Genomic DNA, 11,366 nt, shown 5'->3' with positions numbered 1-11,366 from the left:
TATGGGGCACCGGGACGTGGTTTTCCACGTACGCGGCGGCCCGATTTGTTCCCGAAAGAGGGGCGAATTTCCACCTGTCCGGGTCCGGAACCATCGTTCCCACGTCGAGATTGTCTGGGCAGGTGGCGCGGTCAGCTGCGCCGATCGCAGAGAGACATCAAGACGAGGTTTTCGCCATGCTAGGCTGGGTTGTGACGTTTCTGGTTATCGCACTGATCGCCGGCATCCTGGGTTTCGGCGGCATCGCCGGCGCTTCGATCGAGATCGCCAAGATCATCTTCTTCATCGCGGTCGTTCTGTTCCTGGTCTCGGCCGTGGTCGGCCTCGCCCGCGGCCGCAACAGGATATAGGTGCTTCCCTGCGGCCCATCCTGCGACGCCCGCCTCCGGCGGGCTCTCAGGATGAGGGCGGAGCGTGGGCAGCAGTTTCAATGGGCACAGATGCCGCTTAGCCCCATCCTGCGGGGCCCGCGAAGCGGTCGTCTCGAAGGACGAGGCGCGCTCAGTTGCTGTAACGCAGTAAACGATTTTGCTGAGCTTACCGCTTCGAGGGCATCGCCACGTTGCGACCGATGCCCTCGGGCCGCGGCACGGCGCTGTGGGCTTTGACCACGGTCGCAATGCGCTCGCGGATGTCGGGCGGAAACGGCGCAACGCGTCGCGCGTTCATGTCCATGTGCAGCGACATGTTCTCGGAAGTTGCCGACAGCCAGCCTTCGGTCGCGTGCCGCATCTCCTCGAACGTATGCAGGCGCTTGTCATCGGCGGCGAGCAGCCAGACGAATATTTGCACGGGATCGCCGAGATGGATCTCGCGCAAATACCGCACATGGCATTCGGCGGTGAAGGTCGAGCCATGACGCTCCTTCTTGTACGCCGGCCCCATTCCGAGCTCGAGCCAGAGCTCGTCGATCGCCCGGTCGAACATCACGTTGTAATAGGCCATGTTGAGATGGCCGTTATAGTCGATCCATTGCGGCTCGATCTGCATGATCGAGGCGCGGAACGGCTCGGCGGCGGGCTTTGAAGCGGCACTCTCCGGCATGCGTCCTTCCCTGGCTATGCGTCCGGTCGCTTGACTTGACCGGCTTTATGTCCTTTGCCACGGTTCTTCTGTCGGGAGGAATGTCCGTGGGTACGACCATCACCAATAATCCGCCGCGGGTCGAGCCGAAAGCCCTTGCAAGCGCGCTGGAGCAGCTTGCCGCGCGGTTCGGCAACCGCCTCATCACCTCGCAGGCCGTTCGTGAGCAGCACGGCCATACCACCACGTGGATCGTCAACCAGCCACCTGACGGCGTGGTGATGGCGCAGGAGACCGCCGACATCCAGGACGTGGTGCGGATCTGCGCCAAGAACCGCGTCCCCGTCATTCCGTTCGGCACCGGCACCTCGCTCGAAGGCCAGGTCAACGCGCCCGCCGGCGGCATCTCGATCGACCTCCGCGACATGAACAAGGTGCTCGCCGTGCATGCTGAGGATCTCGACTGCGTGATCCAGCCCGGCGTCACCCGCAAGGCGCTCAACGAGCATCTGCGCGACCAGGGCCTGTTCTTCCCGATCGACCCTGGCGCCGACGCTTCCCTCGGCGGCATGGCCTCGACCCGCGCCTCCGGCACCAATGCGGTGCGCTACGGCACCATGCGTGACAGCGTGCTGGCGCTGAAGGTGGTGCGCGGCGACGGCGAGATCATCACCACCGGCACGCGCGCGAGGAAATCCTCCGCGGGCTACGACCTGACGCATCTGTTCGTCGGCGCCGAGGGCACACTCGGCATTATCTCGGAGCTGACCATCCGCCTGCGCGGTATTCCCGAGACGATCGCAGCCGGCGCGGTGTCGTTCGAGACCGTGCATGGGGCGTGTCAGGCCGTGATCCTGGCGATCCAGACCGGCATTCCCGTGGCGCGCATCGAGCTGCTCAACACCGCGCAGGTGAGGGCCTGCAATGCCTATTCCAAGCTGACGCTGCCGGAGACGCCGTTGCTGTTGATGGAATTCCACGGCAGCGAGGTCGAGGTCGCCGAGCAGTCGAAGGCGTTCGGCGAGATCGCCAAGGAGTGCGGCGGCGGCGATTTCTCCTGGACCACCAAGCCGGAGGACCGCACGAAATTGTGGCAGGCGCGGCACGACGCCTATTGGTCCGTGAAGGCGCTGCGTCCTGGCGACGGCATCGGCGTGGTTGCGACCGACGTCTGCGTGCCGATTTCGCGCCTTGCCGACTGCGTCAGCGAGACCGAGGAGGACCTCGAGCGCCTCAATCTGCTGTCGCCGATCGTCGGCCATGTCGGGGACGGCAATTTCCACTGCTCGCTGGTCTGCGACACCAACGACGCCGCCGAGATGGCGCGCGGCGAGGAGTTCATGCATCGTCTGGTCGAGCGCGCGCAGGCGATGGACGGCACCTGCACTGGCGAGCACGGCATCGGCCAGGGCAAGCAGAAATATCTCAAGGCGGAACTCGGCCCCGAGGCGATCGAGGCGATGCGCGCGCTGAAGCAGGCGTTCGATCCGCTCAACATCCTCAACCCCGGCAAGATCGTGCCGGAGGCGTAGCGCGCGGTCCGGGAACTTTCGGCAACCAAGCCGGTTCCAATTCCCGACAATTTCCGATGCCTCTATGGCGCGGCTTTGCGGGAGGGTGCGATGTTGCGACCGGTCATTGGAATTACGGTGATGGCGCTCACCTGCATGCTGGCAGGGACGGCTCTGGGCAAGGGCGGACACGGTGGCGGCCATGGCGGTGGTCATGGCGGTGGTCATGGCGGTGGTCATGGCGGTGGTCATGGCGGTGGTCACGGCGGCGGGCATGGCAGTGGCGGCCATTTCCATGGCCACGGCTTCGGGCATGTGCATGGTGGCGGCCATCACCGCGCGATGCGGTTTGCAACCAGCGCCCGACACGGTTCGAATTTCGGTCAGATCCGCAATGCGTCCATCCGCCCTGCGCATTTCCGCCACGCGTTCAACGCGCATTCCCGTGCCTTCCGCAACGGCCGCTTGATCAGCAATCCGGCGGCGCGCGCCCAGATCACGGCCGCGGCCGCGCTCGCCGGCTGGCATGGCGCCAGCAGTGGATGGTGGCAACATGCGGGCGGCGGTTACGGCTGGGTCGGACCGCTGTTCTGGCCGTTCGCCTATAACGATGTCTACGACTACACGATCTGGGGCGACGGCCTCGGCTTCTGGGGCTACGGCTATCCGGACATTTACGCCGGCCTGTTCGGGCCTTACGGCTATGACGGCCTGTCGGCCTATCTGCCGCAGCGTCCGCAGGGACGGCGGCAAGCGCGAGGCGTTGCGCTGGATCAGCTTTGCGGCAGCGACCGCCGCGAAATCGTCGATCTGCCGATCGATCAGATCGCCGCCGCGGTGCAGCCGACCGAGGCGCAAGGCGCCAATCTCGATGCACTCGGCAATGCCTCGATTGACGCTGCAGCGCTGATCCGCGCGTCCTGTCCGTCCCAGGTCGCAGCAACCGCACCCAGCCGGCTGGCGGCAATGCAGCAGCGTGTCGAGGCTATGGTGAAAGCCGTCGAACTCGTTCAGCCCGCCCTCGACAGTTTCTATAGCTCGCTCACCGACGAGCAGAAGGCGCGGTTCAATGCGCTGGCAGAAGATCAGCGCCGCGCGACGGCTCCTAGCGGCAGCGGGGGATCGCTGGTCCAGACGTGCGCGCCTGCCGCGCTTGAATGGCCTGGCAGCGACATCGAGGCGAGGCTTCATCCCAACGACACGCAGCGCGCGGCGCTACAGGTGCTCCAGGACACCAGCGCCAGGGTCAGCGCATCGCTCAAGGCGGCCTGCCAGCCGAGCGAGGTGATGACGCCGCCGGCGCGAATGGCCGCGGTCCGCAAGCGGCTCGATGTGATGCTCGACGGCGTCAAGTCGGTGCGCGCGGCGCTTGAGGATTTCTACGCCACGCTGAACGACGAGCAGAAGGCGCAGTTCGAGGCTATCGGACCACGTCGGACGTCCTAAAGACGTCAAGATGGAGCGTGCGGAAAAAATCGCCTCGCCGATATCGATTGGCCCCCCTATGCTCGGGACGCTGAAGCGGGGCGATATGGCGTCTAGAAGATCGCAGATGGTGGGGCGATGAGGTGGTTCGCGCGCAAGACGCGACAGGAGATCTGGGACGAGGCGATCGAGGGACCACTTGGCGACATCGAGGCCGCCGCGCGCATCCGCGCGATCTGTGACGCTGCGGCTCCGAGCGCCGCCGGCTCGACGCGTAACGACAAGCGCGACAGCGAACGCTACGAGCGCGCCGCCAAGGTGGCGATGGAGATCGCGATGAGGATCTCGGACGATCTGATGCGCGACGACGCGGTCCGCCGCATCGTCGATCTCTGCATGACGGCGGACGACCTCAGGACCGCGCAGATCCTGTTCCGCGCCATTCACGCCAGTTGGATCCGCGAGACGGTGCAGCGGGATCATCCCACGCTGGCGTCCTAGAGGGCAAACCGCCGCTGCATCGAAGGTGCGCTCCCTCCCGCGCCTGCGGCCGAGGGCTATTGGATATGAAAACGGCGTGATTTTTGGTGCTTCCGTTTCCACATCGTCATGCCCGGGCTTGTCCCGGCCATCCACGGTCTTCACTCCTGCAAAACTGGAAGCGCGGGACAAGCCCGGGCATGACGAGTTTGTGGAGCGATCGGCCGCTCACAAGACACATCGAACCTGCAGCATTATCGGCACTTCGCCAGCTTCCGCACGGCCTCATCCACGCTGTGGAAGACGTGCTCGCGGGGCAGGGCATCGAACAGTCTGAACCGCTCGAACGCGTCCTGCGCCCGCAACGATTCCAGCCGCGCCAGCGCGACCGTGACGCCTTGCTCGCTGCATGTCTTGAACAGATCGAGTAAGATCTGCGCGGCGGTGAAGTCGATTTCGACCATTCCGCTCGCTTCCAGCACCAGCAATTGCGGTGTCGATGTGCCCAGCACCTTGCTCACGTCGCTGCGGAAAGCTGGCGCGTTGAGAAAGGACAGCGGCGCCTGCAGTCCGATCACCGCAACGCCCGCGATGCGCTCGCCGGTGATATGCGGATGCGCCGGCCACCAGATCGTGGTGCCCGGCACGCGCTCGAACTCGACCAGCCTGGCGCGCGTGGTGCTCCAGATGCCGTGCAGCAGCGACAGCACGATGCCGAGGAAGGCGCCCTGCTGGATCGGCACCACGACGATCAGTGCGGCGGTGGCGACGATCAGCAGGAACTCGCTGAACGACTGCCGGTAAATCGTGGCGATCTGTCTGGCGCGGATGATCCGCAGCGCGACGAACAGCAGGATACCGCCAAGCGCAGCGTCGGGCACGTGCCGCAACAGCCCGGTACCGAACGCGAGCAGCGCCAGCACGATCACTGCTGCGGCAAGGCCGGCGAGCTGCGATTGTCCGCCGGTCTCGGCGACAATGCCGGTGCGTGGCGGGCTTGCATTGACCGGAAACGCACCGAACAGGCCCGCCAAAACGCTGCCGGCGCCCGCACCGAGGAAGTCGCGGTCGACATCGGCCGGCTCATCGGGATCGGACGGGAACGAGCGCGTCGTCGCGGCGGTCTGCACCATCACCACGACCGTGATGACGAAGGCGAGCGGGACGAGGCGCACCCAGAGTTCCGGCGCAAGCTCGGGGAAGGTCGGCCGCGGCAGCGTGCCCGGCACGCTGCCGACGACGCTGACGCCCTTGCTTTCGAGGCCGAGCGCGATGGTGGCGAGCGTCGCGCCGACCAGCCCGATCAGTGCACCCGGAATTTTCGCGCTGATCTTCTCGGAGATGAAGACCACGGCGAGCACACCAAAACCGATGCAGAACGTGATCGGATTGGTACGGCCGATCTCGCTTGCGAGCACGCCGATGCGATCGAGCGTCGGTCCGCCCGGTGATTCCAACCCGAGCACCCCCGGCAATTGCGAGACGATGATGTGGACGGAGATGCCGGCGAGGAAGCCAACCATGACCGGCACCGACAGCAGGTTGGCGATGCCGCCGAGCCGGAACGCGCCACCCGCCAGCATCATGGCGCCGACCATCAGCGCCAGCGCGATCGCAAGGCTCTGATATTCAGGTGAGCCGGCAGCCGCCAGCGCCGCGAGCCCGCCGGCGAAGATCGGCGTGATGGTGGAGTCGGCGCCGCAGGACAGGAAGCGGTTGCCGCCGAGCAGCGCAAATCCGAGCGAGCCCGCCATGAAGGCGAAGAAGCCGATTTGCGGTGCAAAGCCGCCGAGCCGCGCGGTCGCCATCTGCTCGGGGATTGCAATCGCCGCCAGCGTCAGCCCCGCCATCAGGTCGCCCGGCAGGGAGTAGGACGCGAGCGAGCCGAACAACGGCCATGCGTGCTTGGATGAATCCTTGGCATGAGCGTCGTGCGGCATCGATGTGTCGTCTCCCGAAAGGCCTGCGTCGATCGATCAGACTACAGCATTTCAGGAGAGGAGAGCGGCGGATCGAGCCACTTCTTCGTCATCAACAAGAATGTCCGCAAGCCAAGGCTTGCGGATACCTCTTCGCAGTGCAGTGGACACCTCAGTACCGGCCGCGGTCGTTGTGGTAGTCGCCGCCGCGGCCGCCACCACCCATGCCCATGCCGATGCCGATCCCAATGCCGATGCCTTCCATGATCGCGCCAGGCGGCGGGCCGCGATCCGGCGGCGGTGCGCGCTCGTAAACTACTTCATCGGGCGCCGGCCGGCGCGGCTTTGGTGGCGTCTCGACCACCTTGCGTTTCGGCGGGGTCTCGTCGACCTTTCGCTTTGGCGGCGTGTCATCGACCCGTTTCTTGATGATGGGCGCGACGGCCGGGTTGACCGGGCTCGCCGGCGGCGTCGGCGTCGAGCACGGACAGGTCGGCGCCAATGCGACGGCGATCGGGGCAGGGGTCGCCGCGGCCGCGACCGGCAAGGCATAGTTGCGGTTCTGCACGCGGAGCAGCAGCCGGCGGGCGGTCGCAGCCAGGTCGCTGTTGTCCCAGTTGGCGAGATAGGCCTCGAACGAGGCGCGGGTATTGATGGCGACTGCGCGCTCCCAGGCCAGCATCTGGCGCCGGCGCTCCAGCACGGTGCGCAAGCGCGGTGTGCGGACGTCCAGAGCATAGAGCTCGATATAGGCCTGATAGGCCTCGACCGTGTCGTCAGCGATCACGATCTCATAGGCCGCCCTGGCGTCCTTGCCCTGCAGATGCTTGCGCCAGTCCTCGACGCTGCGTGTGCCGCTGGCAAGCGCCATCGATGATGCGCCCGGCAGGGACGAACTGCCGCTATCGCCGAAGAACCTGAAATCGGCCGTCAGCGAGGAGCTTTCCCAGGGGATCTGCCGCCCGTCGGTCGATTGCGCCACGGCGACGCGGATGCGCTTGAACACCTCCTCGATCGGCAGGTTCGGCTGCTTGGCGATGTTCAGTGCGGCGGTGGTGTAGGGGCTGTCGACGCCGTTGCCGTCCTCGGCTTCGGCACCCGGCGAGGTGGAATAGGAGATGAACGAGCCGGGCGCGCCGGCCTTGGTGTCGACGATCGCAAGCCCGTGGCCGGCGCCGCTCAGCGCCGGGAACGGATTGTTGCGGCAGGCGTCCAGCATGAAGATGCGCGCCCGCGTCGGCAGCGCGCCGAGGGTGTTGAGCAGGTCGTTCAGCCGCACGCCCTGCAGCGGAATGTCAGCCTCGCGCTTGGGATCGAGGTCGACAGGGACGAGATAATTCTCGCCGTCGATCTGGAGACCGTGGCCGGCATAAAACACCAGGGCGACGGTATCGGCGCCGCTGGCGCTGACCTTGCCGGCGAAATCCGAGATCACCGCGCGCATCTCGTTCTGACCGAGATTGGCCACCGTGGTGACGGTGAAGCCGGCATTGCCGAGCAACTCGGTCATGCCCTTGGCATCGTTGGCGGCGTTCGGCAGTTCCGGCACGGTGCGATAGGCGGACTGGCCGATCACGAGTGCAAGCCGCGCTTCGGCGGCGGCCTCCGTCGGCGTCATCAATTGTGTGAATGCAAGAAGGCCGGATGCAAGGAGCAGATTGCAAAGGACGGGACGGCGCATGGGTGTCACCTCCATCGGCAATGCGCGCGATGATGTCACCTTTTCTACGTCTGTGCCATGACACAGTCTGTGCGCTGGATCACTCTGCCCGCTGCGGCAAATGGGGCAGGGCATCTGCCGAAGGGGAAAGCATCGTTGCGGCGCAATCCATGTGAATTGCGCATTGATCCATGCGCCAATTGGATCGATCTGCGCTGATGCGGGAGGTGCTCTCTCGCGTCCCCCGCCGCGGGCCTATCCGCACCGCGAATCCCGCACAAACATGACCGTTTCGCTGTGCGTCCGTGTCCTCGCCATTCGCCGCGCGGCTTTGCGAGGTCCGGGCGCAACCCTTGCCTGCCCCGTCGCTTTGGCCATACAGTCTGCGCAACAGGCCGCGACAACGATCGCGGCCGCAAACAAGAATGCTTGGGAGAGACCGCACCATGACCATCGTGCCCGTGAACCGTCGCGCGTTCATCAAGTCATCGGCGGCGGTCACCGCCGGCCTTGTGCTCTCTCCCGCGATAATCGGCCGCGCCGAAGCTGCGACGCTGAAGCTGAAATGCTCCTCCTCGCTGCCGAACGATCCCAAATACGCCAATGGCCGCGTCTACTACGACAATCTCGTCAAGAATTTGAAAGGCAACGGCCTCGGCGAGCAGGTCGAGGTCGCCTTCTTTCCGGACAACCAGCTCGGCCAGGAGATCGACGTCATCAACTCGGTGAAGCTCGGCGTCATCGACCTCATGGTGTCGGGCTCCTCGATCTCGGCCAATCTGGTGCCGCTGGTCGGCACCTTCGATCTCGGCTTCCTGTTCTCGAGCTTCCCGCAGCAGACCAAGGCGTTCGATTCCGGTGCCGCCAAGCCGATCGAGGACGCGCTGCTCAAGGGCGGCAACATCCGCATCATCGCCTGGGCCTATAATTTCGGCTCGCGCAGCGTGCTGGCGAAGAAGCCGGTGAAGACGCCTGAGGATCTCGCCGGCCTCAAGATCCGCACCCTGCCAAATCCCGTCATCACGGAATGCCTGCGGCTGATGGGCGCCGCCGCGACGCCGCTCGCCTTCGGCGAGATCTACACGGCGTTGCAGGCCGGCGTGCTCGACGGCCTCGAGCACGACCCGCCGACGATCCTCGCCAGCAAGTTCTTCGAAACCTCAAAGTTCTACGCGCTGACGCAGCACAATTTCTCGCCGCTCGCGATCTATTTCAGCGACATGACCTATAGCCGCATGGATCCGAAGCTGCGTGAAGGCTTCCTCGATGCCGCCAAGAAGGCCGCGGCCGACACGCGCGCCCATGGGCTCGCGGTCGAGAAGGAGGCGCTGACGGCCCTGACCGAGAAGGGCGTGACGGTGGCCGAATGCGACCGCGAGGCTTTCAAGAAGCGCGTCGCGCCGCAGATCGAGAATTTCATCAAGGCGCGGCCGGAATCGAAGCCCGTCATCGACATGATCCGCGCGACTCAAGCCTGAGATGACGATGACCGCCGCCGTGCCCGTCTCGGGCGGCCGCCACGGGAGTATCACCCTGCTGCTTCGCGTCAGCGACGCGATTGCGGCGATCCTGCTTGCCGCCGATCTCATCGTCGTCTGCGGTTCCGTGCTGCTGCGCTTCTTCTTCAATGCGCCGGTCGAATGGTCCGATGATGTCGCGCGCGGCCTGATGGTCGGCTCGGGCTTCTTCGGCGCGGCAAGCGCGCTCGCGCGCGGCGAGAACGTCGGCGTGTCCTTCTTCCGTGACCTCCTGCCGGTGCGGCTGCGCTCGCTGGTCGATGCCGCCAGCGCGCTGCTGATCGTGCTGATCTCGGGCTATGTCGCCTACAACGCGATCAAGCTAGGCTCGCTCACGGCCGGCCAGACCACGGGCTCCGGCCTGCCGCTGGAGCTGACATTCTACCCGATGGGCGTCGGCGCGGCGTTCATGACGGTGTTCGCCGTCGATCATCTCTGCGCAAGGCTGCTTCCTGACATCATCAGAGGACTCATGGCGATCGTCATCGTCACCGGCCTTTATCTCGCCTGGGATTACCTGTCGCCGTCGTCCGTGCCCTCGGCGGGCGCGCTGATGCTGATCGGCTTCTTCGCGACGCTGTTCGGCGGCTTGCCGATCGGCTTTGCGCTGGCGCTGGCCGCGCTGATCTTCATCTGGGTCGAGGGCGCGCTGCCGGGCGTCATCTTCGCCCAGCAGATGGCGCGCGGCATCGACAATTTCGTCCTGCTCGCGATTCCCTTCTTCATCCTGGTCGGCTACCTCATGGAAGCCAACGGCATGTCGGTGCGGCTGATCGAGCTGTTGCAGCGCGCGGTGGGCCGCATGCGCGGCGGCCTCAACGTCGTGATGGTGGCCTCGATGGTGCTGTTCTCGGGCATCTCAGGCTCGAAGATGGCCGACGTTGCGGCGGTCGGCTCGGTGCTGATCCCGGCCGCGCGCCGCTCCAGGCAAAATCCGGGCGGCGCGGTCGCGCTGCTCGCAGCATCCGCCGTGATGGCCGAGACAATTCCGCCCTGCATCAACCTGATCATCCTCGGCTTCGTCGCAAACCTGTCGATCGGTGGCCTGTTCATGGCGGGACTGCTCCCGGCGGCGCTGATGGCGCTGGTGCTGATCGCGGTCTCCATCATCTTCGGCAAGCCGCCGGCGGAGGCCGAGGACATCGCGCCGCAGGCACCGGTGTCGGGCCTCTGGACGGGTGCGATCGCCTCGTTCGGCCTGATCTTCATGATCTTCTTCGGCTTCAAGAGCGGCTTTGCCACAGCCACGGAAATCTCGGCTTTCGCGGTCGCCTATGCGCTTGTCGTCGGCAGCGTCGTGTTCCGCGAGCTCGGCTTCAGATCGGCCGCGCATAGTTTCGTGCAGGCGGCAACGCGCGCAGGCCTCGTGCTGTTCATCGTCGCCGCCGCGCAATCGCTGGCGTTCACGCTGACCTTGCAGCAGGTGCCGCATGCGGTCGGCGATGTCATGCTCGGCCTGTCCAAGACCTCGGGCGTCTGGCTGTTCATCCTGCTCGCGATCGTCGTGCTGATCGTGATGGGCTCGGTGCTGGAGGGCGCCGCCGCGCTGATCATCTTCGGGCCGCTGCTGCTGCCGGTTGCGGTGCAGCTCGGCGTCGATCCCCTGCATTTCGGCGTCGTGCTCGTCATCGCGATGGGCATCGGCCTGTTCGCGCCGCCGCTGGGCCTTGGGCTCTACGGCGCCTGCCTGATCGGCAATGTGCCGATCGAGCAGACCGTGAAGCCCATCATGGGCTACCTTGGCCTCCTGTTCCTCTGCCTGCTCGTCATCGCCTTTGTGCCATGGCTCTCGACCGCGCTGCCGCGGGCATTCGGCTACTGAAGGAGTCTG

At 65.6% G+C, this 11,366-nt stretch carries 9 protein-coding genes; 6 read left to right on the top strand and 3 right to left on the bottom strand.

Annotated features, from left to right (window positions below):
• The first annotated feature begins 176 nt into the window (after positions 1 to 176).
• Positions 177 to 350 carry a DUF1328 domain-containing protein gene (locus AC5V87_RS31080; RefSeq protein WP_008556598.1) on the top strand — a complete coding sequence of 58 codons (174 nt, stop codon included), beginning with the start codon at positions 177 to 179 and terminating at the stop codon, positions 348 to 350.
• A 187-nt stretch (positions 351 to 537) separates the two neighbouring features.
• On the opposite strand, the gene AC5V87_RS31075 is transcribed toward AC5V87_RS31080, so the two are convergent.
• Positions 538 to 1,044: a thioesterase family protein gene (locus tag AC5V87_RS31075; protein WP_456836648.1), complete on the bottom strand. Its 507-nt coding sequence runs from the start codon at positions 1,042 to 1,044 to the stop codon at positions 538 to 540.
• 86 nt (positions 1,045 to 1,130) lie between these two features.
• Here AC5V87_RS31075 and AC5V87_RS31070 point away from each other — a divergent pair, with 86 nt between their 5' ends.
• The 3 genes from AC5V87_RS31070 (at position 1,131) to AC5V87_RS31060 (ending at position 4,460) form a co-directional block, all read left to right on the top strand.
• Positions 1,131 to 2,555, top strand: a complete 1,425-nt coding sequence (locus tag AC5V87_RS31070; protein ID WP_456836649.1) for an FAD-binding oxidoreductase — start codon at positions 1,131 to 1,133, stop codon at positions 2,553 to 2,555.
• A 90-nt stretch (positions 2,556 to 2,645) separates the two neighbouring features.
• Positions 2,646 to 3,980, top strand: a complete 1,335-nt coding sequence (locus tag AC5V87_RS31065) for a Spy/CpxP family protein refolding chaperone (protein WP_495368765.1) — start codon at positions 2,646 to 2,648, stop codon at positions 3,978 to 3,980.
• A 117-nt stretch (positions 3,981 to 4,097) separates the two neighbouring features.
• Positions 4,098 to 4,460, top strand: a complete 363-nt coding sequence (locus AC5V87_RS31060; RefSeq protein ID WP_495368764.1) for a hypothetical protein — start codon at positions 4,098 to 4,100, stop codon at positions 4,458 to 4,460.
• A 233-nt stretch (positions 4,461 to 4,693) separates the two neighbouring features.
• Here AC5V87_RS31060 and AC5V87_RS31055 read toward each other — a convergent pair whose 3' ends face one another.
• The gene (locus AC5V87_RS31055; protein WP_495368763.1) at positions 4,694 to 6,379 is read right to left on the bottom strand and encodes a SulP family inorganic anion transporter; all 1,686 of its coding nucleotides are present in this window, start codon (positions 6,377 to 6,379) and stop codon (positions 4,694 to 4,696) included.
• Between the two features lie 151 nt (positions 6,380 to 6,530).
• Positions 6,531 to 8,039, bottom strand: a complete 1,509-nt coding sequence (locus AC5V87_RS31050) for a caspase family protein (RefSeq protein WP_495368762.1) — start codon at positions 8,037 to 8,039, stop codon at positions 6,531 to 6,533.
• 425 nt (positions 8,040 to 8,464) lie between these two features.
• Between AC5V87_RS31050 and AC5V87_RS31045 the strand changes: the two genes are divergently transcribed.
• Both AC5V87_RS31045 and AC5V87_RS31040 read left to right on the top strand, forming a co-directional pair.
• The gene (locus AC5V87_RS31045; RefSeq protein WP_456836654.1) at positions 8,465 to 9,496 is read left to right on the top strand and encodes a TRAP transporter substrate-binding protein; all 1,032 of its coding nucleotides are present in this window, start codon (positions 8,465 to 8,467) and stop codon (positions 9,494 to 9,496) included.
• A 7-nt stretch (positions 9,497 to 9,503) separates the two neighbouring features.
• Positions 9,504 to 11,357, top strand: coding sequence for a TRAP transporter large permease (locus AC5V87_RS31040; RefSeq protein ID WP_495368761.1), 1,854 nt, complete (start codon positions 9,504 to 9,506; stop codon positions 11,355 to 11,357).
• Positions 11,358 to 11,366: the final 9 nt, after the last annotated feature.

Source organism: Bradyrhizobium sp. SOJA106 (assembly GCF_059448745.1).
This window is presented reverse-complemented; position numbering and strand designations above follow the sequence as displayed.

What these genes read in the sequence shown, in the direction of transcription:
- AC5V87_RS31050 (WP_495368762.1), bottom strand. Translation starts at nt 8,039, where the DNA reads ATGCGCCGTCCCGTCCTTTGCAATCTGCTCCTTGCATCCGGCCTTCTT.
- AC5V87_RS31040 (WP_495368761.1), top strand. Translation starts at nt 9,504, where the DNA reads ATGACCGCCGCCGTGCCCGTCTCGGGCGGCCGCCACGGGAGTATCACC.
- AC5V87_RS31065 (WP_495368765.1), top strand. Translation starts at nt 2,646, where the DNA reads ATGTTGCGACCGGTCATTGGAATTACGGTGATGGCGCTCACCTGCATG.
- AC5V87_RS31055 (WP_495368763.1), bottom strand. Translation starts at nt 6,379, where the DNA reads ATGCCGCACGACGCTCATGCCAAGGATTCATCCAAGCACGCATGGCCG.
- AC5V87_RS31060 (WP_495368764.1), top strand. Translation starts at nt 4,098, where the DNA reads ATGAGGTGGTTCGCGCGCAAGACGCGACAGGAGATCTGGGACGAGGCG.
- AC5V87_RS31075 (WP_456836648.1), bottom strand. Translation starts at nt 1,044, where the DNA reads ATGCCGGAGAGTGCCGCTTCAAAGCCCGCCGCCGAGCCGTTCCGCGCC.
- AC5V87_RS31080 (WP_008556598.1), top strand. Translation starts at nt 177, where the DNA reads ATGCTAGGCTGGGTTGTGACGTTTCTGGTTATCGCACTGATCGCCGGC.
- AC5V87_RS31045 (WP_456836654.1), top strand. Translation starts at nt 8,465, where the DNA reads ATGACCATCGTGCCCGTGAACCGTCGCGCGTTCATCAAGTCATCGGCG.